This is a genomic window from Kitasatospora sp. NPDC041917 (genome assembly GCF_055589745.1).
The window spans coordinates 191,315-215,564 of the sequence record NZ_JBVJBI010000007.1; the positions used below are offsets into that span (position 1 = coordinate 191,315).

The window sequence follows — 24,250 nt, forward strand, 5'->3', positions numbered from 1 at the left end:
GCGACCCCTGCCCTGAGCCGCCTTCAGGGCCCGCCCGCGGGGCGGCGACGGCATCGGGAGACCCAGCCATGAGCAATGCGTCCAGCAAGCAGATCGCCGTGATCGGTGCCGGCCTGATGGGCGCCGGCATCGCCCAGGTGTCCGCGCAGGCCGGTCACCCGGTGGTGCTGCGGGACGTCACCGAGGAGGCGCTCCAGCGGGGCCTGGCCGGCATCCGCGCCTCCTACGAGAAGTTCGTCGCCAAGGGCAGGCTGAGCGCCGAGGACGCCGAGGCCGCGCTGGGCCGGATCACCACCACCACCGACCTGGGCGCCGTCGCCGAGGCCGACATCGTGGTCGAGGCCGTGTTCGAGGAGCTGGAGGTCAAGGAGCGCGTCTTCCGCGAACTCGACAAGCTCGCCAAGGACGGCGCCGTACTGGCCTCCAACACCTCCGCCATCCCGATCACCCGGATCGCCGCCGCCACCGGGCGCCCGGAGTCGGTCGTCGGCGTCCACTTCTTCTCGCCCGTCCCGATGATGAAGCTGGTCGAGCTGGTCCGCGGCTACAAGACCAGCGACGAGACGCTGGCCACCGCCCGCGCCTACGCCGAGGGCGTCGGCAAGGAGGTCGTGGTGGTCAACCGCGACGTGGCCGGCTTCGTGACCACCCGCCTGATCACCGCGCTGGTCGTCGAGGCCGCCAGCCTGTACGAGTCGGGCGTGGCCACCGCCGAGGACATCGACACCGCCTGCCGGCTCGGTTTCGGCCACGCGATGGGCCCGCTCCAGACCGCCGACCTGACCGGCGTGGACATCCTGCTGCACGCCGCCCGCAACATCTACACCGAGACCCAGGACGAGAAGTTCGCCGCGCCGGAGATCATGGCCCGCATGGTCACCGCCGGTGACCTGGGCCGCAAGAGCGGCCGCGGCTTCTACCCGTACGAGGGCAAGTGAGCCGGCAGGGCTGAACGACCGGCCGGGCCGTGCGATCGGGGCATCGTACGGCCCGCTCCGCAGGGCCGGGTGAGTTTCCTCACGCCGGGTACCGCAGACGGGTGATTTGGGCGGTAATCGAGCGTAGGTGTGGGGCCGACCTGCGTATATTCCCTCGGACGGGTGAAGTTGCTTCAGATCTGGCCAAAACCAGCAACCTGCGGAGCCGGTTCACCGTCAGATGAGGGAACCCGGCATTCCGCCCGGGTCCGGGTGTGGGGCTTCGGCCCGCCCGTATGCACCCCCCGCTCCCGCTCCCGGCACGGCCGGGGCGGACCCGCCCCGCACCAGGCCGTCCAGGCGAAGGAGGAGAGCATGCGCATCACCGGCGACCACACGGCGCTGGCCATCGAAGGCCGCCTCGACGTGCGCACCGCCGCCGACGCGCGGGCCCGGCTGCACCAGGCCGTGGACGGCGGCCTCGGCGACCTCGTACTCGACCTCGGCCGGCTGGAGTTCTGGGACGCCACCGGGCTCGGCGTGATCATGGGCACCCACCGGCGGGCCGGCCGGATCGGCCGCCGGCTGGTGCTGCGCTCCGTCCCGGCCCAGCTGCAGCGGCTGCTGGTGGCCACCAAGCTGCACCGCATCCTGGCCGTCGACGGCGCCGCCGAGGCGCACGGGGTCGCTCTCTGACTCCGGCGGCCCCATGGCCCCCACCGCGCCGCGCGCCGGGACCGTGCGCCTGCGCACCCCCGGTCCGTCCGCGCAACGCCCCTGGTCAGCGCCGCGGACCGGCCGTCGGCCACGGACCGCTCTGCACGGCCGGGGCCGGATGTGCAAGAGTCTGCCCGTCAGAAGACGGCCGCCGGGGCTGCCTCCAGCCCGGCCGCGGCCGCCACCGGGACGTCAGCCGGGCGGCGCGGGGCGCCGACGGCCGAGCACGATGCGGAGCAGAACGTGGCACAGCCATCCGGGGAGTTCCGGCAGGAGGCCGTTCGCACCCGCGGCGGCGAACTGGTCTCCGGCGCCCTGCTGGTGGGCGTCGGCGCCCCGGACGGCTCCGAGGCCAGGACCTGTCCCGAGGAGTGGCGGCCCCGTCCGCGCCGGACCGGACGCAGCGAGCCCGCCCGCGGTCCGGTCGGCGGCGTCGGCCGCGCGGTCGGCCCGCTCGCGCTCGGCGCCGGGCCCGCCGATCTGCCGATGCTCGACCGCGAGACCGACACCGCCGAACTGCTCGCCCTGCTCGCCGAGGGCCGATCGATACGCCTGGTCGGCCAGGCCGGCTCGGGCCGCAGCGCGCTGCTGTCGGCCGTCGCCGAGGCCGCCGCCGACCTCGCCCCCGACGGCGTGGTGCAGCTCTGCGGCCACCGCCGGACCGGCGCCGACCTGCTCCAGGACCTCTTCGCGGCCACCCACCACGCCCCCGGATACCGCCCCGACCCCGGGCAGTTGGCCGTCCACCTCGCCGAGGTCGGCGCGATCGTGGTGATCGACGCCGCCGAGCCCTCCGGTGCCGAGCTGGAGGAGCTGCTCGCCGCCGCCCCCGGCTGCGCCTTCCTGATCTCCGCCGCCCCGGACGGCCCGCCGCCGCCCCCCGGCTCCCGGCTCCAGGACCACCTGGTGGCCGGACTCTCCCGCTCCGCCTGCCTGGCCCTCACCGCCCGGCTGGCCGGGCGGCCGCTGGACGTCACCGAGAAGGCCTGGGCGGTGGACCTCTGGTTCGAGTCAGAGGGCCTGCCGCTGCGTTTCGTCCAGGCCGCCGCGCTGCTGCGCCAGCGGGACGTCTCGGTGGACGCGCTGGTGGCCGCCGAGGACGACCGGATGGACGTCTTCGGGGCCGTCGACGAGCCCGTCCACGACGAGGACCCGGCGATCCGGGAGAACGCGCTGCGGCTCACCGTCCCGCTGCCCTCGGTGGCGGAGACCGCCTCGCCCGCGGTCCGGCTCGCCGAGGGGCTGAGCGAGCCCGCGCAGGCCGTGCTGCGGCTCGCGGTCGCGCTCGGCGGCGAGTGCCCCACCGCGCCGCACCTGCCGGCGCTGATCGACGTCGGGCAGGGCGAGGCCGCCCTCGCCGAACTCGCCGACGCCGGACTGGCGGTGTCCATCGGCGGGCACCACCGGCTGACCGCCGGCGCGCTCGACCTGCTCGTCCCGCACTGGCCCGCCCGGGGCTCCGTCGACGGGGCCGCCCAGCACTTCGCCTGGTGGGTGGGGCACGGCTCGGTGACGCTGGAACAGGTCGCCGCCGAGGCCGAGGTGATGGTCGGCGTGCTGCTCGCCGACCGCACCGCCGGACGGCACGACGCGGTGGTCCGGCTCGCCCGGGCGGCGGCGCCCGCGCTGGCGCTGTCGCTGCGCTGGGGCGCCTGGGAGCGGGTGCTCCAGCTCGGTCTGGAGGCGGCCCGCCGCACCGGTTCGGCGGTCGACCAGGCCTGGTTCCACCACGAGGCGGGCGTGCACGCGATCTGCGTCCGGCAGCCCTCCCGGGCCGTCGCCGAACTGGAGACCGCGCTCACCCTGCGGGCCACCGCGGGCGAGCAGCGCGGGGTGGCCGCCGCACGCCGGATGCTCGACCTGCTGCGCGCCGAGGGCCGGCAGCTGCCGGCCGCCGCGCCCGCCGCGGCGCCCGGCCGCGCCCCGGTGATCCGCAAGATCGCGGCCCGGGTGCCGGCCCGCCTGAAGTCCAGCAGGCGCCGCCGGGCGGCCGTGGTCTCCACCGCGGTGCTGACCCTGGGGGTCCTCGGCGCGGCGGTGGCGATGAGCTTCAGCGGGCCGGAGGAGGCCAGGGGGAAGGACCCGCACAACAACGGTCGGCTGGACGGCGGCGGCACCCAGGACCCGCCGTTCCCGCAGCAGTCCGGCACTGCCGGGCCGACGACGGCCGGTGCCGGGCCGGGCGGTGCGCCGACGCAGGGGAGTAGCCCGGCGCCGTCCGCGAGCGCCAGTGCCTCGCACTCGCCGAGCGCCTCGCCGACGAGGAGGCCGAGCTCCTCGCCGGGGGCGGGCGGGTCGCAGGCCCCGCAGCAGCCGCCCGTACCGGGTCAGCAGCAGCCGGGTCCGAACCCCGGCGGTCCGGGCGCGGGTGGCACCGGCGGAGGCGGCACTCAGCCCGGTGGCGGCGGCACGGGCACCTCGCCGTCGCCGGAGCCGTCCACCACGACCGCCGGACCGAGCCCGTCGTCGAGCGGCTCGGCCGGTCCGACCGGCACGTCCAGCCCGTCGTCCGGTCCGTCCTGAGCGGTCAGAACAGCTTGAGCTTGTCGTCGTCGATGCCGCGCAGCTCGTCGTAGTCCAGCACCACGCAGCCGATACCGCGGTCGGTGGCCAGGACGCGGGCCTGCGGCTTGATCTCCTGCGCGGCGAAGATGCCCTTGACCGGGGCCAGCAGCGGGTCCCGGTTGAGGAGTTCGAGGTAGCGGGTGAGCTGTTCGACGCCGTCGATCTCACCGCGGCGCTTGATCTCGACGGCCACCGTGGCGCCGTCGGCGTCGCGGCAGAGGATGTCGACCGGGCCGATCGCGGTGGGGTACTCGCGGCGGATCAGCGACCAGCCGGCACCGAGCACCTCCATCCGGTCCGCGAGCAGCTCCTGGAGGTGTGCCTCCACGCCGTCCTTGATCAGGCCCGGGTCGACCCCGAGCTCGTGGGACGAGTCGTGCAGCACCTCCTCCAGCGTGATGATGAGCTTCTCGCCGGCCTTGTTCTCCACCGTCCAGACCCCGTCGGCCTCCTTGAGGGCGCACGGCGGGGACATCCAGTTGAGCGGCTTGTAGGCGCGGTCGTCGGCGTGGATGCTGACGCTGCCGTCGGCCTTGACCAGGATCAGCCTGGTGGCGGAGGGCAGATGGGCGGAGAGCCGACCGGCATAGTCGACTGAGCAGCGGGCAATTACGAGACGCACGGTCGACCACGCTAGCCCACCGGGGCCAGTTGATGCGATTCCGCGACGGCTGGGTGAAGAAAGCGCGAACCCGGCCAACATGGAGGTCCTGCGGTCCCGCCACCGCCCCGTCGAGGTCTGGCGCCCCCACCCGCAAGTCGCTACGGTGTGTGACGGCATGCTCGCGGGATCGCTGTCAACGGGGATGGAGACTTCAGATGAACGATCCGACGGGATCCGGCCAATCCGGTGCACCGCAACATATTTCCGAAGCAATCCGCAGGAATGACCGGCCTGCCGCGCCGTTGACTGCCACGCTGTTCTGAGCGCGTTCGGTATCCAGGACGTCACGTCCCGTGGTGCCGCCGCTGTCGCGAAGGTGCCGGAAACCCCTGTCCCTCGGTGTTCCGGACACCCCATGCGAATCCGCCACCCTCACTGTGAGCTTGACCTACGCACGACCACCCGGGCGCCGCGCGGGTGGACCGCGAGAGGAGAATCCATGTCGCTCGACGTCTCACCGGCCCTGCTGGAGAAGGCCGAGCGGGGCGAGGTCGACGAGCGGGAATTCGTCGACTGCGTCCGCGTCTCTTTGCCCTACGCCTGGGACCTGATCAGCTCGCTGGTCGCCCAGGCGAAGGTCGACGGCACCGACTTCGCCGACAACCAGGTGCCGCCGCCCGGCGAGCAGGCCCGCGGCCAGCTGCTGCGCGCGCTCGCCAGCGACGCCATCCGGGGCGCTCTCCAGCGCCACTTCGGGGTTCGGCTGGCCTTCCAGAACTGTCACCGGGTCGCGGTGTTCCTGCCGTCGGACGCCAACGAGGCGCGGTACGACCGCTTCACCTCGGTCCGGGAGCAGCTGCTCAACCAGTCCGAGGAACTGCGGGACTGCTGACCCCGCCGTAGCCCGCTGCGGCGCCGGCCGCCCCCGTCCCCCGGTGCGGGGGGAGGGGCGGCGGCCCGGGCCCGTCCCCCCGCCCGGTACGTCCCCCCCGCCGGGCCCGTCCCCCCGCCGGGCACGTCTAGCCCAGCTGCGGCAGCACCTCCGAGCCGAGCCGGGCGATGTTGTGCAGGGTCGCCTCCTGGTCGCCGCTGCCCTCGGCGAGCAGGGCGAAGCGCCGGATGCCGGTGCGTTCGGCGGTGGCCAGCAGCCGGTCGGCGCACTGCCGCGGGGTGCCCACCGCGTGCAGGTCGCAGAGCAGCTCGGTGTACTGGCGCGGATCGCGCATCTTGCGCTCGCGGCCGTCCACGGTGCGGTGGGCGCCGAGCCCGTACTCGAACCAGCCGGGCATCGCGTTCAGCAGCGTGGACCGGGCCGCCGCGGCGCGGTCGTCGACCTGGGCCACCCCGGCCGCGACGTGTTGTCGGCCGATCCGGCGCAGCTGCTCCTCGCCGCGCCCGGCGGCCAGCCAGGCGGTCCGGTACAGCTCCAGCATCCGCAGCTTGTCGTCGTCCCCGGAGTGCATGCCGAGCAGCATCGGCAGGCCGCGCTCGGCGGCCAGCCGCACCCCGCCCGGCGAGGTGCAGGCGACCACCACGGGCGGCCCGGCCACCGGCCGTCCGGAGGCGGTGAGCTCCTCGCCGAGGCCCTCGTCGTCCCGGCGCTGGCGCGGGAAGCGCACCGGGCCGGTCCGCCCGCCGAGGCCCAGCCAGCTGCTCAGGCCCGGCCGCCGCACCGGTTCGGTGGCCCGCGGCACCACGGCGACCTCGGGGAAGGCGAACTGCGGGCCGTCCGCGCCCACCCGGGAGCCGCGCAGCCAGCGCAGCAGCAGGTCCAGCCGCTCCGGGAAGCCCTTCTCGAAGGCGTCCACGCCGCCGCCGAACACGTCCAGGTCGATCCACGGCCCGCCGCGGCCCACCCCGAGCGTGAACCGTCCGCCGGAGGTGAGGTGCAGCAGCGCGGCCTGCTCGCCGAGCCCCACCGGGTGGCGGGTGGAGAGCACGCTGACCGCCGTGCCGACGCCGATCCGGCGGGTGCGGCCGAGCAGCATCGCGGCGAGCGTGGCGGCGTCCGGACAGACCCCGTACGGCACGAAGTGGTGCTCGGCCAGCCAGACGCTGTCCAGCCCGGCGCGTTCGGCCTCGACGGCGGATTCGACGGTGCGCTCCAGCGCCTCGCCGTGGCTCTGCCCGGGGAACTGCGCGGACAGCAGGAACAGGCCGACCCGTACCGGACCGGTGGACGGCGGCAGCGCGCCCGCCCGCTGGGGCGCCGGCAGCGGCCGGCCCACGACGGCCGTGACCGGGGGGACGGACGTCAGCGTCGGACCGGGGGCGACCGGCCGGACCCCGACGGGCCCGCCGCTCTCGGCGCGGGCGCTGGTCTTGCTCATCGTTGGGCCTCCTCGGGTGCGCGCAGGGTCTGCGGGCCCCGCCTTCTCCCCTTGTGGGTATCCGATGTCATGTGCCAATGGCACGCGGAACTCCCGATTTCCCCGATGATCGGGTGGATCTCGGCAAAAACGCCGAAGTGCCGGACGGAGCCGTGGTAGTGGCCGTGCGGGGGGCCCGCCCGGCCGTAGGCTGGAACGATCCAGAGCCCAGGAGGAGAGGGAGTCCGCCGTGTCGCCGCGCCGCAACCGGATCAAGAGCGCCGCCCCGCACGAGAGCGCAGAGCCGACCGCCCCGGTCGGCGGTTCGCTGCGCCGCACCGAGAGCTACCAGGGCGAGGACTGGGTGGTTCAGACGGTCGCCGGGACGGCGGGACGGTTCTACCGCTGCCCGGGCTGCGACCAGGAGATCCCGCCGGGGGTGGGCCACGTGGTGGCCTGGCCGCAGTACGGCGCGGGAGTGGACGACCGGCGGCACTGGCACCGCGCCTGCTGGGGAGCGCGGGAGCGCCGGGCCTCCAACGTCCTGCGAGGCCGCGGCGCTCCGCGGTACTGACGGGTCCGGCCGGGTCCCGCTAGGCGTCGCGCTTCCTGAACACCAGCGCACCGCCGACCAGCGCCGCGGCCGTCCAGGCGAGGCAGATCAGGAAGCCGGTCCACGGCCCGTACGGCTGGCCGTGCTGCTCGTACACCAGCAGCATCCGCGAGCCCGCGTAGTCGGGGAAGTAGTGGGCCAGGGTCTTGACCTTCGGCACCGCCGAGAGGATCGGCGAGAGCAGGAAGAAGAACGGCACCAGCACGCCGAGCGCGAGCGTCTGGTTGTGCAGCATCGTGGTGACGCCGGCCGAGAACAGGCAGAGCATCGTCAGGTACAGCGCGGCCCCGAACACCGCCCGCAGCACGTTGGGCTCGCCGATCGTGGTGGAGTGCGTGCCGAGCAGCGACTGGCCGACGAAGAAGGTGACGAAGGCCGTTACCAGCGAGACCGCGAGGGCGAGGGCGCCGAGCACCGCCGCCTTGCCGGTGAGCAGGGTGGCGCGCTGCGGGACGGCGGCCAGGGTGACCCGGATCATGCCGCTGCTGTACTCGTTGCCGATCGCCAGCACCCCGAAGACGATGATCGCCAGCTCGCCGAGCATGATGCCGGAGAAGGACGTCCCGGTGGCGTCGAACGGGGACTGGTCGTCGCGGCGGAACTCGGTGAAGTTGTTGTTGGTGAGCAGGGACAGCAGCGCGCCGATGCCGACCGTGACGACGAAGGTCAGCGCGAGCGTCCAGACCGTCGAGCGGACGCTGCGGATCTTCGTCCACTCGGAGCGGAGGATCGCCGGGAAGGACGCCATCTCAGTTCTCCTCCTGCCGTGCGGTGGTGGTCGGCCGGGCGCCGTCCGCCTTCCAGCCGGCGCCCCACGCGGTGGGCGCGCCGGCCGCGTCCCGGCCCGGTCCGTCGCCCGCGTGGTACTCCACCGAGTCGGCCGTCATCTGCATGAAGGCCTCCTCCAGCGAGGCCTGCTGCGGGCTGAGCTCGTGCAGCACCACGCCGTGCCCGGCGAACAGCTCGCCGAGCCGCGCGATGTCCCCGTTGACCACCTCGTAGGAGCCGTCCGGGCCGGGCTCGGGCCGCAGGCCGGCCTCGGCCAGCACGTCGAGCAGCCGCTCGGGCTCCGGGGTGCGCAGCCGTACGGCGGAGCGGGAGTTGCGCCGGATGAACTCCGGCATCGGCAGGTCGGCGAGCAGCCGGCCGCGGCCGATGACCACCAGGTGGTCGGCGGTGACGGCCATCTCGCTCATCAGGTGGGAGGAGACGAAGACCGTCCGGCCCTCGGCGGCGAGGCGTTTCATCAGGTTGCGGATCCAGAGGATGCCCTCCGGGTCCAGGCCGTTGACCGGCTCGTCGAACATGACGATCTCCGGGTCGCCGAGCAGGGCGGAGGCGATGCCCAGGCGCTGGCCCATGCCGAGCGAGAAGCCGCGGGCCCGCTTGCGGGCGACCGGGGTGAGGCCGACCAGGGCGAGCACCTCGTCCACCCGGCGCACGGGGATGCGGTTGCTCTGGGCGAGCCAGAGCAGGTGGTCGCGGGCGGTGCGGCCGGGGTGGACGGCCTTGGCCTCCAGGAGCGCGCCGATGTACTTGAGCGGCTCGCTGAGCTGGCCGTACCGTCTGCCGTCGATGGTCACCCGGCCGGCGGTCGGGCGGTCGAGGTCGAGGATCATGCGCATGGTGGTGGACTTGCCGGCGCCGTTCGGGCCGAGGAAGCCGGTCACCACGCCCCGAGGGACCTGGAAGCTGAGCCGGTCCACCGCGAGCGTCCTGCCGTAACGTTTTGTCAGGTCGTGCAACTCGATCATTCGCGCTCCCTCACTTCCTTGCCAGGCTAGGACAAAGGGGGTATCGCGGCCCGCTGAGTGGGCCCGCCGGGCGTGCCGGAATAGGTTGGACGCATGACCCAGCTCCCCTCCGCAGTGTCGGTCCGCGAGAGCGGTACCGGAACACCACTCGTGCTGCTGCACGCCTTTCCGTTGAACGCCTCGATGTGGTCGTCCCAACTGGACACGCTGCCCGGCCTGACCGGGGACGAAGCGCGCGTGCTCGCCCCCGACCAGCGGGGGTTCGGCGGCACTGTGCTGGGCGCCGACGAGCCCTCGCTGGACCCGGTCGCGGACGACCTCGCGCTGCTGCTGGACGCGGCCGGGATCGAGCGCGCGGTGGTCGCCGGGCTCTCCATGGGCGGCTACGTGGCGCTGGCCTTCGCCCGCCGCCACCCCGACCGGCTGGCCGGCCTGCTGCTGGCCAACACCCGGGCCACCGCCGACACCGACGCGGTACGGGCCAACCGGGAGCGGATCGCCGCCGCCGTCACCGCGCGGGACAGCGTGCGGCTGCTGCTCGACGAGCAGGTCGCGGCCGGGCAGCTCGGGCCCGACTCGCAGCACCTGGTGGAGCGGGTGCAGACGATGGTCGCCGCCGCGCCGCCGGCCGCCGTCGCCTGGGCCCAGCGGGCCATGGCGGCCCGCCCGGACGCCCTGGACGTCCTGGCCGCCCTGCGGGTGCCGGTCTCCGTCGTGGCGGGCGCCCAGGACGCCCTGGTGGCGCCCGAGGAGGCCGAGCCGATGCTGCGGGCCCGGCCGGACGCCGAGCTGACCGTCCTGCCCGGGGTGGGCCACCTGAGCGCCCTGGAGGCGCCCGAGGCCTTCGACGCCGTCGTGCGCACCCTGCTCGCCCGGGTGGCCGCCGGATGAGCCAGGAGAGCCAGGACGCGGCGGCCTGGGACTTCTCCGCCCTGGAGGTGACCGGCCGGATGCCCGTGACCAACCGGGGCGAGGGGCTGGTCGAGCTCACCCTGGAACCGCTCGGCGAGGACTACTGGATGCGCCCGGGGGAGACCTTCATCGTCACCTCGTACGGCGACTACGGGCCCGGGCACCCCTTCGAGGTGCAGTACTGGCCGGACTCGGTGTCGGTCTGGTGCACCTCCTGGTTCGGCACCGTCTCCGACGACGAGGGCAACCAGCTCAGCAGCGGCTACCAGCGGCCGGACGGCGCCTACCCGAGGTGAGGGCCAGCGCCCGACCGGCCCGGGAGCGCCCGGCCCGCGCCCGCTCGGGACGGTGACGGCGCGAAAGCCGACAGGCCCTCACCCGGGCGGGTGAGGGCCTGCGGTGCTGCCGGGGCCTGCGTGCGTCAGCGCGACTGCTGGGCGGGCACGCCCAGGGTGTCGTCGGTCGGCAGCGAGGCGGCGGCCACGGCCGCGCCGGTCAGCGTCGCCAGCATCTCGCGGACGTTGGTCAGCTGGGCGTTGATGCTGTCGCGGCGGTTGGTGAGGGCCGCCAGCTCGCGCTCGGATTCGCTGCGGATGCGGTCCGCCTTGGCGTTGGCGTCGGCCACGATGTCCTCGGACTGGCGCTGGGCCGTCTCGACGGTCTGGCGGGCGCGGCGCTCGGCGTCGGTGCGCAGCTTCTCGGCCTCCAGGCGCAGCTGCTCGGCCCGGTGCTCGATCTCGGCCAGGCGCTTCTCGGCCTTGGCCTGACGGGCGGCCAGGTCCCGCTCGGACTGCTCGCGGCGCTTGGCCAGGTTGGTCTCGAACTCCAGCGCGGCCTGGGCGGCCTTGGTGCGGGTGTCCTCGAAGAGGGCGTCCGCCTCCTCGCGCTTGTTCTGGGCGTCCTTGTTGGCCTCGGCGCGCAGCTGGGCGGCGTCGCTCTTGGACTTGTCGACGATCCGCATCCCCTCGTCCTCCGCCTTGGCCTTGCGGTCCTTGGCGTAGTTCTCGGCCTCGGAGCGGACCTGCTGGGCGGCGGCCTCGGCCAGCTCGCGGTGCTGCTCGGCGGCGCGGTGCGCCTCGTCGCGCAGGTCCTTGGCCTCCTCCTCGGCGAGTCGCAGGATCTTCTCGACCCGGGCGCCGAGACCGGCGTAGGAGGGCTCCTGCTCCACGACCGCCGCCTGGGCGGACTGGGTCTCCAGGTGGAGCTCCTCGATGCGCTTCTCCAGCGCACTGATCCGGGTCAAGGCACTGTCACGGTCGGCCACCAGCTTGGTGATCCGCTCGTCGACCTGGGCGCGCTCGTACCCACGGCGCACCAGGTCGAAGCCGTGAGGGGAGTGACTGTCGCTCATGGGGTTCTGGGCTTCCTGTCGTCAAACCGCTGAGGTGGTTGAGGGAATCCTGACACGGTACCGGAGTGTCGACGGCGATATGCCGTTCTCTCACGGACAATGACCGCCAATGTCCGCTCAATCGGGTGGTGCGCTCTTGGAGCGATTGCCACCCGACCGGGGGGAGCCAACTCCGGCACCGGCCTTGGCGCCCCCGTCCTTCTTGGTGCTGCTTCCCCCGTTGGCCTGGGCGACCGGCGCCGGCGCCTCGAACGCCTCCAGGGCGGACAGCACGTCCTGGACCCTGGAGATCTCGGTGTTGATGTCCTTGCGGCGGCGCACCAGTTCGTCCAGCTCGCGCCGGCCCTCGTCGGTGACCCGCTTCGCCTCGGCCGTCGCCTCGGCGAGCAGCCGCTCGGCCTCCGCCTTCGCCAGCTCGATCTGCTCGTCCGCGGCCTCGTCGGCGTCCCGCAGCCGCTTCTCCGCCTCGGTGGCGGCCCGGTCCAGCCGCTCCTCGGCCTCGCTCTCCGACGACCGCAGCTTCGCCTCGGCCTTCTCGATGAGCGACTCGGCGCGGTCCGTGGAGTTGGCGAGCTTGGTCTCCGCCTCCTTCAGCAGGCCTTCCGCCTTGCGGACGGCCGACAGCCGGACCTTGCTGGCCTCCGCGGACGCCTCCGAGGTCAGCTCGCTCGCGCGCTCCTCGGCCGCCGCGACCAGCGCCGCCGCGCGGTCCTCGGCCTCGGCGACGGTGGCCACCGCCTGCTCCTCGGCCTCGGTCAGCTGCTCCTGGGCGGCCGTCACCAGCGCGTCCACCCGCTCGCCGGCCGACTTCATGGCCGCCGCGTTCTCCTTGCGGGCGCGCTCGTGCAGGGCCTCGACCTCGGCGTCGGTGCGCTCGCGCAGCTCCTCGGCGCGCTCGCGGATCGCCGTCGCGTCCCGGCGGGCCTCGGCGAGCAGGGCGTCCGCGTCGGAACGGCCCTTCTCGACCTCGGCCTGGCCGGCCGCCTCGCCGGCGGCGACCAGCCGGCCGGCCTCCTTGCGGGCGGCGGCGACCATCGCGTCCGCCTGCTCCTCCGCGGCGGCGGTGGTCGCCAGCGCGGTGGTCTGGGCGTCCTCGCCGAGCGCCTCGGCGTCCGCGAAGGCCTTCTCCAGGACGGACTTGGCGTGCTCGCGGGTGGCCCTGTCGAACTGCTCGGCGGCCTCCCGGGTCTTGGCGTCGTAGTCGTCGGCGCGGGAGTGGGTGGCGGAGTCGTACTCGTCGGCCAGGGTGCGGGTGGCGAGGGCGTACTCCTCGGCCTCGGCCCGCAGACCGGCGGCCAGCTCCTCGGCGTCGGCGATGCCGCGGGCACCCTGGGCCTCGGCCTCGGCCACCGTCCGGGCGGCCTGCGCCCCGGCGTCGGCGCGCAGTTGCTCGGCGGCCTCCTGGGCGGCGCGCAGCTCGGCCTCGGCGTCCGCGCGGAGCTGCTCGTCGTAGGCCAGGGCCTCGGCGCGCTGCCGGCCGAGCTCGTTCTCGGTGGCCTCCCGCTCGGCGGCCAGCTCCAGCTCGGTCTGCTCGCGCAGGGCGATGGTCTCGGCCTCGGTACGGGCCCGCAGGTCGGCGGTCTCGCGGTCGACGAGCTCGCGCTGCTCGGCGCTCTCGCGCTCCACCAGGCTGCGCAGCTCGGCGGCGTACGCGTCGGCGGACTCCCGCTGCTCGGTGGTCTCCCGCTCGGCGAGGACGCGCAGCTCGGTGGCGTCCTGCTCGGCGGCCTCGCGGACCTCGGCGGCCTCCTGCGCGGCGGCGGCCCTGAGCGCGGCGATCTGCTCGGCGGCGGCCTCGTGCATGCCCGCCACCGCCTGGCGGACCTCGGCGGCCTCCTCCTCGGCGACGGCCACCAGCTCGGCGCCCTCGGCCTTGGCGGCGGAGATCAGCTCGGCGCGGTCGGCCTTGGCCTGCTCCAGCTCGGCGGTGGCCTCGGCCCGGATGCCGTCGGCGGTGGCGCGGGCCTCGGACAACTCGCGGCCGGCCTCGGCCCGGACGGTCGAGGCCTGCTCGTTGGCCAGGGCCAGCTCGGCGGCGGCCTTCTCGCGGGTGGCCTTGGCGTCCTTGGCGGCCTCGGCGCGGCGCTGCTCGGCGGTGGCCTCGGCGCGCTCCAGCGCCTCCTCGGCGGCGGTGCGCTGCTCGTCGGCGTAGGCGTCGGCCTGCTCGCGGACGTCGGTGGCGTAGGCGTCGGCGGCGGTGCGCTGCTCGTCGGCGTAGGCGTCGGCCTGCTCGCGGACCTCGGTGGCGTGCTGCTCGGCGGCGTCGCGGACCTGGGCCGCGTGCTGGTCGGCCGCCTCGCGGACCTCGGCGGTCTCGGCCGCGGTGCGCTTGGTGAGGTCGGTGGCGTGCTGTTCGGCCTCGGTGCGGACGCGGTCGGCGTAGGCCTCGGCGGTCTCGCGCTGCTGGGTGGTCTCCTGCTGGGCCAGGGCCCGCAGTTCCGCGGCGGCCTGCTCGGCCTTTGTCCGGGTCTGCGCGGCGTAGGTGTCGGCGGTGGTGCGCTGCTCGTCGGCGTAGGCGTCGGCCTGCTCGCGGACCTCGGCGACGTGCTGGTCGGCCGCCTCGCGGACCTCGGCGGTCTCGGCCGCGGTGCGTTCGGTGAGGTCGGTGGCGTGCTGTTCGGCCTCGGTGCGGACGCGGTCGGCGTAGGCCTCGGCGGTTTCGCGCTGCTGGGTGGTCTCCTGCTGGGCCAGGGCCCGCAGTTCCGCGGCGGCCTGCTCGGCCTGTTCGCGGGCGGCCTCGGCGGCGTCCAGGTGCTCGGAGGTCTCCTCGCGCTCGCGCCGCAGCCCCTCGGCCGCCTCCTCCCGCTCGCGCCGGCTCTCCTCGCGCAGCGCGTCGGCGGCGGCCGCGGCCTCGGCCCGGGCCCGGGCGGCCTCGGCGTCGGCCTCCGTGCGCACCCGCTCGGCGTCGGCCACCGCGGCGTCCCGGACGGAGGCCGCCTCGGCCTGCGCCTCGGTGGTCAGGGCCTGTGCCGCGGCGGTCGCCCCGGCGCGCACCTGCTGGTCGAACTCGGTTGCCTCGCGCCGGAGTTCGGCGGTCTCGCGCTCGGCCGCGGCCCGGTTCTCGGCGGCCGCGGCCTTGGCGGCGGCGAGCGCGTCCTGGCCCTGCTGCTCGGCCGCCTCGGTGATCTTCCCGGCCTCGGCGCGGGCCCGGGTCAGGGTCTGCTCGGCCCGGCCCTGGGTCTCGGCGGCCTGCTCCTGGGCCTGCTCGCGCAGCCGCTCGATCTCCCCGGCGGCACCCGCGCGCAGCTCGTCCGCGTCGGCCTTGGCCTTGCTGAGCAGTTCCTCGGCGTTCTTCGCCGACTCCTCGATCTGGACCACGGCCTGGCGGCGGGCCTCGCCGCGCACCCGGTCGGCCTCGGCGGCGGCCTGGGCGCGCAGTTCCTCGGCCTCGGCCCGCAGCCGGGCCGCCTCGTCCTGCATCTGCTCGATCCGCTCGCGGATCGCGGCGGCGTCGTCCAGAGCGGCGTTCTGGGCCTGCTCGACGGCGGCCTGGGCCTGCTCGCGCAGCCGCTGCGCCTCGGCGGCGGCCTCCGCGCGGATCCGCTCGGCCTCGGCGGCGGCCTCGCCGCGGACGTTCTCGGCGTCCTGGTCGGCCCGACCGAGCACCTCCTCGGCGGTCTTGGCGGCCTTGGCGAGGTGGACGGTGGCGTCCTTGGCGCCGGCCGCCCGGCCCGCCTCCTCGGCCTCGCCGCGCAGCCGCTGGGCGTCGGCCTCGGCCTGGGCCCGCAGCTCGGCGACGTCCCGTTCGGCCTGGGCCCGCAGTTCGGCGATCGCCGCCTCGGCCTCGGTCTTCAGCTCGGTGGCCACCGACTCGGCGGTGGCCCGCAGCCGCTCGCTCTCCTCCGCCGCGGCGGCCTTGGCGGCGTCGGCCTCGGCCTGCTTGGTGGCGGCCTCGTCGCGGACGGCCTCGGCCTCGGCGCGGATCGCCGAAGCCTCCTTGGTGGCCTGGGCGACCATCCGGGCCACCTCGGCCCGGGCGGTCTGCGAGCGCTGCTCGTTCGCGGCCTCGCCGTCGGCGACCCTGCGTTCGGCGGCGGCCTCGGCGTCGGCCTGGAGCTGTTCGGCGGCCTGCTCGGCCTGGGCGCGCAGCTCGGTGACCTCGTAACGGGTGCGCTCCGCCTCGGCGATCACCTCGGCGCGCAGCCGCTCTATCTCGGCCTTGGCCGCGGCGAGCTGCTGCTCGGCCCGGGCCTGCTCGGCGGCGGCCTGCGCCTTGAGCCGGCCGATCTCGGCCTGGGCACCGGCCAGCTGGCCCTCGGCGGCGGCGTGTGCGGCGGCCAGCTGTTGCTGGGCCTCGCCCCGGGCGGCGTCCACGTCGGCGGCGGCCTGGGCGCCGGCCTGCTGGGCCTGCTCGGAGGCGGCGCGCAGCAGGCGCTCGGCGTCGTTCTGGGCCCGCTGCAGGGCGGCCTCGGCGGCGGCCTGGGCCTCACCGCGGGCGGCGTCCACGTCGGCGGCGGTCCGGGCGCGGGCGTGATCGGAGAGGGCGACGGCCTCCGCACGGGCGGCGGCGACCATCCGCTCGGCCTCGGCGCGGGCCTCCTGGAGCAGCCGCTGGGCCTCCTGCTCGGAGCCGGCCCGGGTCTGCTCGGCCCAGCCGTTGACATGCTGCTCGGCGGAGCGGCGCAGTTCGGTGAGCTCGTCCTCCAGCTGGCGGCGGCGAGCGGCCAGGTCGGCCTCCAGCCGGGCGGTGCGCTCGGCGGCCTCGGCCATGATCCGCTGGGTGGCGGCCTGGGAGTCGCGCAGTTGGCGCTCGGCGTCGGCGCGCAGCTGCTGGGCCTGCATCTCGGCGGTGCGGAGCATCTGCTCGGCCTGGCCGGAGACGGCGTCGAAGGCGCGCGGCTGGGCGAGCATGCGGCGGGACTCGTGCAGTTTCGCCCGCAGTACCTCCACCTGGTAGGCGAGGTCCTCGGCATGCTCGACTGCCTTGTCCCGCTCCTTCCGAGTCCGACCCATCTCGGCCTCGAACTGGGAGAGGTGATCGTCAGCCTCGTAGCGGTCGTTGCCCCGCACTCCGCGGTCCCATCCATCTCCTGGTCGCGTCCTCGACCGGGCCGGGGCCGGGCTCCGGTATCCCGGGCGCCGGTCCGACTGGTCCTTGCATCCGCAGCCGGTGGACGGCTCCCCGCCATGTCGGGGCCGCCCGCCGCGGTCGTCGGAGTCCGGGGCGCGGGAGCGCGGGGATGCCGCGTTCCCCCGTCCGAGTGGACTCCTGGGCGAACTCTTGCCTTGTGGAGAATGGTGACAGATCCGTCTTGCGACTGTTCAGCCGTGCCCGCGTAATGGACTCCCCTTGCGACGGGCCGACCACCGGAGGGCGGACGGGCCTGTCTTCGGCCGTGCCCGTCGCCTCCGTCCCCCGGAGCCGTCGCGCACCTGGGCATTGTAGTGGGAGCGCACTGCGGGGGAATGGCCGCAGGGGTGTTTTCCGGCTCTTCCCGCCAGGTTACTGACGGGTCATGACCGGCGGGCCGTCGGTCGCCGCCGGGGCGGGGCCCGCCCCGGGGCGGGCCGGGAGGGGATCAGTGCTCGTCGTGGCCCTGCTGCGCGGACGTCACCAGCTCGGTCAGGACGCCCCCGCAGTCCTTGGGGTGGAGGAAGGTGATCCGCGACCCCATCGAGCCGATCCGCGGCTGGTCGTAGAGGACCCGGACGCCCTTGTCCCGGATGGCCTCGGAGTCGCCGTCCACGTCGGCGGTGCCGAAGGCGATGTGGTGCACGCCCTCGCCGTTCTTCTCCAGCCACTTGGCCACGGTGGAGTCGGGCCGGGTGGGCTCCAGCAGCTGGAGGTAGGAGGCGCCGCCGTCGTCGGTGCCGTTGATCCGGAGCATGGCCTCGCGGACGCCCTGCTCCTCGTTGACCTCGGAGTGGAAGACCTCGAAGCCGTAGGTGGCGCGGTAGAACTCGACCGTCTTGTCGAGGTCTCGGCAGGCGATGCCGATGTGGTCGATGCGGGTCAGCACGACGGCCTCCGGGGTGGGGAAGGGCGGTGGGAAAGGTGCACCAAGTGCAGCGCATGGCCCGCGCCGTACGCCAGTACCCGGCGTGCGAGCCTGCTCACACGGCGGGCGGTTCACCCGGAGCGGGTCGGCACGGTGTTGACTGGAGGGTGCCAGTGCGCTCGATCACACCGTCGTTCCGGTGACGGGCGGGTAACAGGTCAGTACATTGAGCGCATCCTCACCTGGCCACGACGTGCGAAGGGGCCCGTCCCATGACCAACACCACCTCTGTGATCGTTGCCGGTGCGCGGACCCCGATGGGCCGCCTGCTGGGCTCCCTCAAGGGCTTCTCCGGCGCCGACCTCGGCGGCGTCGCGATCAAGGCCGCTCTGGGGCGGGCCGGGATCACCGGCGAGCAGGTCCAGTACGTGATCATGGGCCAGGTGCTCCAGGCCGGCGCGGGCCAGATCCCGGCCCGCCAGGCCGCCGTCAAGGCCGGCATCCCGATGAACGTCCCGGCGCTGACCATCAACAAGGTCTGCCTCTCCGGCCTCGACGCCATCGCGCTGGCCGACCAGCTGATCCGCGCCGGGGAGTTCGACATCGTGGTGGCCGGCGGCCAGGAGTCGATGACCAACGCCCCGCACCTGCTGCCGAAGTCCCGCGAGGGCTTCAAGTACGGCGCGATCGCGATGCTCGACGCGATGGCCCACGACGGCCTCACCGACGCCTACGAGAACATCCCGATGGGCGAGTCCACCGAGAAGCACAACACCCGCCTGGGCATCCCGCGCGAGGTGCAGGACGAGATCGCCGCCGCCTCCCACCAGCGGGCCGCCAAGGCGCAGGCCGACGGGGTCTTCGACGCCGAGATCACCCCGGTCGCCATCCCGCAGCGCAAGGGCGAGCCGGTGCTGTTCAGCCAGGACGAGGGCATCCGCGCGGACACCACCGTCGAGGGCCTGGCCAAGCTGCGCCCGGCCTTCGCCAAGGACGGCACGATCACCGCCGGCACCTCCTCGCAGATCTCCGACGGCGCCGCCGCCGTGGTCGTGATGAGCAAGGCCAAGGCCGAGGAGCTGGGCCTGACCTGGATCGCCGAGATCGGCGCCCACGGCAACGTGGCCGGCCCGGACAACTCGCTCCAGTCGCAGCCGTCCAACGCGATCAAGCACGCGCTGGCCAAGGAGGGCCTGGAGGTCGCCGACCTCGACCTGATCGAGATCAACGAGGCCTTCGCGGCCGTCGCCCACCAGTCCATGAAGGACCTGGGCGTCTCCTCCGACATCGTCAACGTCAACGGCGGCGCCATCGCGCTCGGCCACCCGATCGGGATGTCCGGCGCCCGCGTGGTGCTGACCCTGGCGCTGGAGCTGCAGCGCCGCGGCGGCGGGGTCGGCGCGGCCGCGCTGTGCGGTGGCGGCGGCCAGGGCGACGCGCTGATCGTGCGCGTCCCGAAGGCCTGACCCGGCCGATCGCTCCAGGGCTGCGGACCGCGAGTGGCGGTCCGCAGCCCCTTTCGGCATTCGACGGCATTGCGCTAGGAGCTCCTGATGATCGATGTCGCCACGCTGGTCGAGCAGGCCCGGGAGGGCCGGCCGCGGGCGGTCGCCCGGCTGATCACGCTGGTCGAGAACGCCGCGCCGCAGCTGCGGGAGGCGATGGCCGCGCTCGCGCCCCACACCGGGCGGGCGTACACGGTGGGCCTGACCGGCTCGCCCGGGGTCGGCAAGTCCACCTCCACCTCGGCGCTGGTCTCCGCCTACCGGCGGCTCGGCAAGCGGGTCGGGGTCCTGGCCGTCGACCCGTCCTCGCCGTTCTCCGGCGGCGCGCTGCTGGGGGACCGGGTCCGGATGCAGGACCACGCCACCGACCCGGAGGTGTTCATCCGCTCGATGGCCACCCGCGGCCACCTCGGCGGGCTCTCCTGGGCGGCGCCGCAGGCGCTGCGGGTGCTGGACGCGGCCGGCTGCGAGGTGATCCTGGTGGAGACCGTCGGGGTGGGCCAGTCCGAGGTCGAGGTCGCCGCCCAGGCCGACACCACCGTGGTGCTGCTGGCCCCCGGGATGGGTGACGGCATCCAGGCCGCCAAGGCCGGGATCCTGGAGATCGGCGACGTCTTCGTGGTCAACAAGGCCGACCGGGACGGCGCCGACGCCACCGCCCGGGAGCTCAACCACATGCTGGGCCTCGGCGAGGCCCGGGAGCCGGGGGACTGGCGTCCGCCGATCGTCAAGACCGTCGCGGCCCGCGGCGAGGGCGTGGACGAGGTGGTCGAGGCGCTGGAGAAGCACCGGGCCTGGCTGGAGGAGCACGGTGAGCTCGCCGCGCGGCGCCGCCGCCGGGCCGCCGAGGAGATCGAGGCGATCGCCCTGGCCGAACTGCGCGCCCGGATCGGCGACCTGCGCGGGGACCGGCGCCTGGCCGTCCTGGCCGAACGGGTGGCCGAGGGCGCGCTGGACCCGTACGGCGCGGCCGACGAACTGGTCGCCGGCCTGACCGCGAGCTGAGACGCGGTCCGCCCCGCCGCGACGGTGGTCGTGGCGGGGCGGTGCGGTGCGGGGGCGGCGCTACGGCTTGCCGCGCAGGCCGCGGAGGTGTTCGGCGATGGGGGCGAGGGCCTGGTACATGTCGTCGAGCTGCTCCGGGGTGAAGCGGTCGATGAAGTGGGCGCGGACGCTGCGCACGTGGTCCGGGGCGACCCGCTGCATGGTCTCCCAGCCGTGTTCGGTGAGGTGGGCGTAGAGGCCGCGGCGGTCGCCGGGGCACTCCTGGCGCAGGACCAGGCCGGCGTTCTCCATCCGGGTGATCTGGTGGGAGAGGCGGCTCTTCGACTGGAGGGTGGCGGTCGCGAGGTCGGTCATCCGCATCCGGCGGTCCGGTGCCTCGGAGAGCACCACCAGGATCTCGTAGTCGTTGATCGCGAGGTTGTGCGGCTGGAGTTCGCGGCTGAGCTGGTAGTCCAGCAGCTTGGCGACCTCCAGATGGGCGCGCCACATCCGCTGCTCCCTGGCGGTCAGCCAGGGAGTCTCCTCCTCGGGCTGCGGCGGAGGGGTGTCCGCAGTGTCGATCGTGTGCGTATCCATGCTCCCCAGCATAGCCGATTTAGTTCAATCTTGTACAAGTTTACAGACCGAAACGTCGGCCGAGGTCGCCCAGGTTACCGAGCCCGGGGATGTTGGGATTCCCGCCGCCGTGCCCGGCCGTGCCCGGCTGGGACGGCACGCCGCCCATCGGCACGCCCGCCTCGGCCCCGACCGCGCCGACCGACCGCTCGGCCAGGAGTTTTTCACTCGATTGCAGCAGCACCTGGCCGGCGCCGATGAACTCGAACTGGTGCTCCTCGCCGGAGGCCCCGCCGAAGCCGGTCAGCCGGCGCAGGCCGCCGATCAGCCCGTGCATGTAGTCGTGGTCGTAGTGGTGGCACGGCGCCGGGCAGTCCGCCCAGCCGACCAGCGCCTGCGGGTCGACCCGGATCGGCGGCTCGACGAAGTGCACCGGCCCGTTGGAGGCGGCGACGAAGCGGCCGGTGCCGATCAGGGTCAGGAAGCCCGGGATGATCGACTGCTTGAGCCGCAGTGTCGGGTCGAAGGCCAGCAGGTTGCCGGAGCGGACGGTCAGGTTGCCCTCGTCCAGGTCGTACGAGTTGAGGTCGAACGCCCGGTCGGCCAGCAGCAGCTTGCCCCGGCCCTCGGCGACCACCCAGTCCGCCGCGTGCATCGGCGAGTTGAAGTGCTGCCCGAGCATCCGGTCGACCGCCCCGGCGCCGACGCCCTTGAAGGTGATGTCGCCGTAGTAGGCGACCATCTTGCCCTTCTGGAGGAAGTACGAGCCGTTCAGGTCGACCGAGAAGGCGTACGGGTTGACGTTGTCGCCGGCCGGCAGGCTGTGGGCGTCCCACACCACCGGCCCGGCGCCGCCGTGGCCGGTCGGCAGCGGGGCCACCGGTCCGCCGAACTGCTCCTGGGCGTACGGCTGTTGCTGCTGGTGCGGCTGCTGGTGCGGCGGCGGGGCCTGCTGGCCGTACGGCTGCTGCGGCGGCGGGGGGTAGCCGCCGGGCGGGGGCGGCGGGTAGCCCTGCGGCGGGCCGTAGTTCGGCGGGGGCGGCGGGACCGCGAAGCCGGGCTGGGTCGGCTGGTTGTGCGGGGAGCCGTACGGGGGCTGCGGCGGGTGGGACATCAGAGCTTCTCCTCGCTCGCCTGGACGTACACCGCGCCCTGCCCGGACAGTTCCAGCTGGAACGCCTCGCCCGAGCCGCGGCCGATCATGTCGCGCCAGCCCAGCGCCGTGGACAGCTTGTTGCGCACGTCGCCGCGGTGCGCCACGTACGCCTGGGGGTCGACGTGCACCGACTGGCCGGGGACGATCGGCAGCTCGAAGACGCCGCCGTGGGCCATCACCGCGACCGCGCCCTGGCCCTCCAGCTTGGTGGTGAACAGGCCCTGCCCGGTGACCTGGCCGCGGACCATGCCCATCACCCCGCCCTGCGAGCCCATGAACATGGTGGACTGCCGCAGCGTGCCCTCGAAGGCGAGCAGCCGGTCCGCCTCGACGTAGAGGGTGTCGCCGAACAGGTCGATCACGTGGACGTGGTGGCCGCCGTGGCCGAACATCACCCGGCCCTGGCCCTCGACGGTCATCAGCGGGGTGTCCTCGTTGGCCACCCGGCGGCCGATCATCGACATCACGCCGCCCTGCCCGCCGGTGATGTTCGGCGTGAAGCGGACGTCGCCGCTGTACGCGAGCATCGCGCCGCGCTGGCTGAACAGCCGCTGCCCGGGTAGCACCTGGGCCTCGACCATCTTGCCGTTGATCTTCGTGAAGCCCATCAGACGTCGCCCCCGACGGTGACCTTCTCGGAGGGCTGGACGTACACCAGGCCCTCGCCGGTGAACTCGATCTGGACGGCCTCGCCGCCGCCCTCGCCGATGATCGTCGTCCAGCCCGCGCCCGACTTCAGGCTGCGCTGCAGGGTGCCGGTGTGCGCGACGTACGCGCCCGGGTCCACCCGCAGCGGCATGCTCTTGTCGACCCGCAGGATGACGGCCGGCCCGTTGGAGGTGACGGCCGCCCAGCCGTGGCCCTCCACCTTGGTGGTGAACAGGCCGTTGCCGGAGGACATGCCGTTGAGCCCGGTGAAGCTGGTGCCGGTGTGCAGGGTCGACTCGGTGCAGAGCAGGTTGTCCGATTCGACGTACAGCGTCTCGCCGTTCAGCCGGACCAGATTGATCTCGGTGGCCTTGTCGGCGAAGTAGCAGGTGCCCTGTCCCTTCACCTCCATGACCGTCATCTTCTCGCCGGTCAGCCGGCGGGTGACCATGCCGCGCAGGCCGTCCCCGCCGCCGGTCAGTTTCTTGAAGGCCATCTGCCCGGTGTAGGCGACCATCGAACCGTTTCGCGCCTTGACGGCGTCCCCGCCCAATTCGACGGCGAGCACGCGCGATCCCTGGAGTCTGAACTGTGCCACGGCCGCAATCTAGCCGCTGCGGCCGTGGCCCGGGGAGGGTGCGCGGGCCAACTGGTACCAGCTTGCGACAAACGCGCCGGTCAGGCCGGGGCGCGCGCCCCGCTCAGGCTCGGGCGTGCGCCCCCTGTCCGGGGCGCACAACGGTGCCGGCCGCCTGCTCGACCTCCAGCAGCGAGGCCGAGTGGCGCTCCGCCTCGAAGGCCACCACGCCGCCGCGCAGTCCGAACAGGCGCTTGGAGAGCATGATCCAGAGCACCGCCGCGATGTTCAGCACCAGGGTGCAGACCTTGAGCGCACTGACGTGGTGGCTCAGCTCGTAGCCCTCCAGGGGGAGGAAGGCCGCGGTGGCGACCACCGTCAGGTACTCGGCCCAGCGCTTGTTCAGCCACAGGCCGACCGCTTCGACGATCTCGATCACCGCGTAGGCGATCAGGGCGCCCGCGACGATCAGCAGGGTGCTCTTCTTGAAGTCGAAGGTCTTGCGGATGGTCTCGACGATCGGGGCGTGTTCGAGGTCCCAGTGGAAGTGGTCGGTGACCGGCCTGAAGACCGTGAGGTTCTCGTCGAACACCCGATGCACCGCGTCCTGGCTGTTGGAGAACTTCCACACGGCCCAGGCGACGACGATGATCAGCAGCCCGCGCAGCACCCGTTCGACGGCCAGGAAGCGCAGGATGAACAGGTCCCGCAGCGCCTTGCCGCGCGGCACCAGCGGCGCGTCCTCGGCCGGTCCGGAGCCGTGCGGGTCGCCCAGCGCGAAGTCGCCGCAGCGCAGGCAGCGCCAGGCGTCGCCGAGGGCGGTGGAGGCGTGCAGCCGGGAGGCCAGTTCGGGTTCCGTCGGCGCGTAGGTGGTGTGACCGCGCCTGGCGCAGGTCCTGCGGTCCCAGTCGAGCTTGAGCATGTGGCGACTACCCCCGTGTGCGATGCGTCGGCGCCCGGATCGGTGGGCGCGCGGGCAGCAGGATAGGGGTTCCCGGTGACGGGCGGTCGCGCTCGGAGGCGTTCCGGCACACAGCTGTGACAGGGCGGGCGGGCGCTGTGAGATCGGGCACGGTGGCCACCCCCGGCCGGGGGTCCCCGCGTGTGCTCGGCGATAATGGCC

General features: G+C 74.1%; 21 protein-coding genes. 9 read left to right on the top strand and 12 right to left on the bottom strand.

Annotated features, from left to right (window positions below):
* The first annotated feature begins 68 nt into the window (after positions 1–68).
* The 3 genes from ACZ6EM_RS11270 to ACZ6EM_RS11280 all read left to right on the top strand — a co-directional run bounded on the left by ACZ6EM_RS11270 (position 69) and on the right by ACZ6EM_RS11280 (position 4,157).
* Positions 69–938, top strand: coding sequence for a 3-hydroxyacyl-CoA dehydrogenase family protein (locus ACZ6EM_RS11270; RefSeq protein WP_401053215.1), 870 nt, complete (start codon positions 69–71; stop codon positions 936–938).
* Between the two features lie 354 nt (positions 939–1,292).
* The gene (locus ACZ6EM_RS11275) at positions 1,293–1,613 is read left to right on the top strand and encodes an STAS domain-containing protein (RefSeq protein ID WP_401055425.1); all 321 of its coding nucleotides are present in this window, start codon (positions 1,293–1,295) and stop codon (positions 1,611–1,613) included.
* 264 nt (positions 1,614–1,877) lie between these two features.
* Positions 1,878–4,157 (top strand): ATP-binding protein, encoded by a 2,280-nt coding sequence (locus tag ACZ6EM_RS11280; RefSeq protein WP_465772269.1) that lies wholly within the window; start codon positions 1,878–1,880, stop codon positions 4,155–4,157.
* A 4-nt stretch (positions 4,158–4,161) separates the two neighbouring features.
* Here the strand turns inward: ACZ6EM_RS11280 and nucS are convergent, their stop codons facing one another.
* On the bottom strand, positions 4,162–4,821 hold the full coding sequence (gene nucS / locus ACZ6EM_RS11285; RefSeq protein WP_359899935.1) for an endonuclease NucS: 660 nt from the start codon (positions 4,819–4,821) through the stop codon (positions 4,162–4,164).
* A gap of 481 nt (positions 4,822–5,302) precedes the next feature.
* Here nucS and ACZ6EM_RS11290 point away from each other — a divergent pair, with 481 nt between their 5' ends.
* Positions 5,303–5,695, top strand: coding sequence for an SCO5389 family protein (locus tag ACZ6EM_RS11290; RefSeq protein WP_401055799.1), 393 nt, complete (start codon positions 5,303–5,305; stop codon positions 5,693–5,695).
* Positions 5,696–5,822: 127 nt separating this feature from the next.
* Here the strand turns inward: ACZ6EM_RS11290 and ACZ6EM_RS11295 are convergent, their stop codons facing one another.
* The gene (locus ACZ6EM_RS11295) at positions 5,823–7,133 is read right to left on the bottom strand and encodes an LLM class flavin-dependent oxidoreductase (protein WP_401046761.1); all 1,311 of its coding nucleotides are present in this window, start codon (positions 7,131–7,133) and stop codon (positions 5,823–5,825) included.
* A 229-nt stretch (positions 7,134–7,362) separates the two neighbouring features.
* On the opposite strand from ACZ6EM_RS11295, the gene ACZ6EM_RS11300 reads away from it, so the two are divergent.
* Positions 7,363–7,686, top strand: coding sequence for an ATP/GTP-binding protein (locus tag ACZ6EM_RS11300; RefSeq protein ID WP_359899933.1), 324 nt, complete (start codon positions 7,363–7,365; stop codon positions 7,684–7,686).
* Positions 7,687–7,705: 19 nt separating this feature from the next.
* On the opposite strand, the gene ACZ6EM_RS11305 is transcribed toward ACZ6EM_RS11300, so the two are convergent.
* Together ACZ6EM_RS11305 and ACZ6EM_RS11310 are read right to left on the bottom strand one after the other, a co-directional pair.
* A complete protein-coding gene (locus ACZ6EM_RS11305) occupies positions 7,706–8,473 on the bottom strand; it encodes an ABC transporter permease subunit (protein WP_401046763.1) in 768 nt (255 codons plus the stop codon).
* 1 nt (position 8,474) lies between these two features.
* Positions 8,475–9,479 carry an ABC transporter ATP-binding protein gene (locus ACZ6EM_RS11310; RefSeq protein ID WP_401046765.1) on the bottom strand — a complete coding sequence of 335 codons (1,005 nt, stop codon included), beginning with the start codon at positions 9,477–9,479 and terminating at the stop codon, positions 8,475–8,477.
* A 93-nt stretch (positions 9,480–9,572) separates the two neighbouring features.
* Here ACZ6EM_RS11310 and ACZ6EM_RS11315 point away from each other — a divergent pair, with 93 nt between their 5' ends.
* Entirely contained in the window at positions 9,573–10,370 is a 798-nt protein-coding gene (locus tag ACZ6EM_RS11315; protein WP_401046768.1) for an alpha/beta fold hydrolase, read from the top strand.
* Positions 10,367–10,687 carry a hypothetical protein gene (locus ACZ6EM_RS11320; protein ID WP_224283203.1) on the top strand — a complete coding sequence of 107 codons (321 nt, stop codon included), beginning with the start codon at positions 10,367–10,369 and terminating at the stop codon, positions 10,685–10,687. The genes ACZ6EM_RS11315 and ACZ6EM_RS11320 overlap by 4 nt, the downstream gene beginning before the upstream one ends.
* 125 nt (positions 10,688–10,812) lie before the next feature.
* Here ACZ6EM_RS11320 and ACZ6EM_RS11325 read toward each other — a convergent pair whose 3' ends face one another.
* From ACZ6EM_RS11325 to mce, 3 genes are all read right to left on the bottom strand, one after another.
* Positions 10,813–11,742 carry a coiled-coil domain-containing protein gene (locus tag ACZ6EM_RS11325; RefSeq protein ID WP_359899925.1) on the bottom strand — a complete coding sequence of 310 codons (930 nt, stop codon included), beginning with the start codon at positions 11,740–11,742 and terminating at the stop codon, positions 10,813–10,815.
* A 117-nt stretch (positions 11,743–11,859) separates the two neighbouring features.
* Entirely contained in the window at positions 11,860–16,752 is a 4,893-nt protein-coding gene (locus tag ACZ6EM_RS11330) for a hypothetical protein (RefSeq protein WP_465772270.1), read from the bottom strand.
* Positions 16,753–17,261: 509 nt separating this feature from the next.
* Entirely contained in the window at positions 17,262–17,702 is a 441-nt protein-coding gene (gene mce / locus ACZ6EM_RS11335; protein WP_316526247.1) for a methylmalonyl-CoA epimerase, read from the bottom strand.
* 251 nt (positions 17,703–17,953) lie between these two features.
* Between mce and ACZ6EM_RS11340 the strand changes: the two genes are divergently transcribed.
* A complete protein-coding gene (locus ACZ6EM_RS11340) occupies positions 17,954–19,147 on the top strand; it encodes an acetyl-CoA C-acetyltransferase (RefSeq protein WP_465772271.1) in 1,194 nt (397 codons plus the stop codon).
* Positions 19,148–19,234: 87 nt separating this feature from the next.
* On the top strand, positions 19,235–20,191 hold the full coding sequence (gene meaB, locus ACZ6EM_RS11345) for a methylmalonyl Co-A mutase-associated GTPase MeaB (RefSeq protein ID WP_359899919.1): 957 nt from the start codon (positions 19,235–19,237) through the stop codon (positions 20,189–20,191).
* A 60-nt stretch (positions 20,192–20,251) separates the two neighbouring features.
* Here meaB and ACZ6EM_RS11350 read toward each other — a convergent pair whose 3' ends face one another.
* The 5 genes from ACZ6EM_RS11350 to ACZ6EM_RS11370 all read right to left on the bottom strand — a co-directional run bounded on the left by ACZ6EM_RS11350 (position 20,252) and on the right by ACZ6EM_RS11370 (position 24,049).
* Complete coding sequence (locus tag ACZ6EM_RS11350) at positions 20,252–20,767, bottom strand: MarR family winged helix-turn-helix transcriptional regulator (RefSeq protein ID WP_359899917.1); 516 nt, start codon at positions 20,765–20,767, stop codon at positions 20,252–20,254.
* A 40-nt stretch (positions 20,768–20,807) separates the two neighbouring features.
* Positions 20,808–21,617 carry an AIM24 family protein gene (locus tag ACZ6EM_RS11355; protein WP_401045034.1) on the bottom strand — a complete coding sequence of 270 codons (810 nt, stop codon included), beginning with the start codon at positions 21,615–21,617 and terminating at the stop codon, positions 20,808–20,810.
* A gap of 242 nt (positions 21,618–21,859) precedes the next feature.
* Complete coding sequence (locus tag ACZ6EM_RS11360; RefSeq protein WP_359899915.1) at positions 21,860–22,510, bottom strand: AIM24 family protein; 651 nt, start codon at positions 22,508–22,510, stop codon at positions 21,860–21,862.
* Entirely contained in the window at positions 22,510–23,148 is a 639-nt protein-coding gene (locus tag ACZ6EM_RS11365; protein WP_401045021.1) for an AIM24 family protein, read from the bottom strand. The genes ACZ6EM_RS11360 and ACZ6EM_RS11365 overlap by 1 nt, the downstream gene beginning before the upstream one ends.
* Before the next feature lie 103 nt (positions 23,149–23,251).
* Complete coding sequence (locus ACZ6EM_RS11370) at positions 23,252–24,049, bottom strand: DUF2127 domain-containing protein (RefSeq protein ID WP_465772272.1); 798 nt, start codon at positions 24,047–24,049, stop codon at positions 23,252–23,254.
* Between the last annotated feature and the right edge of the window lie 201 nt (positions 24,050–24,250).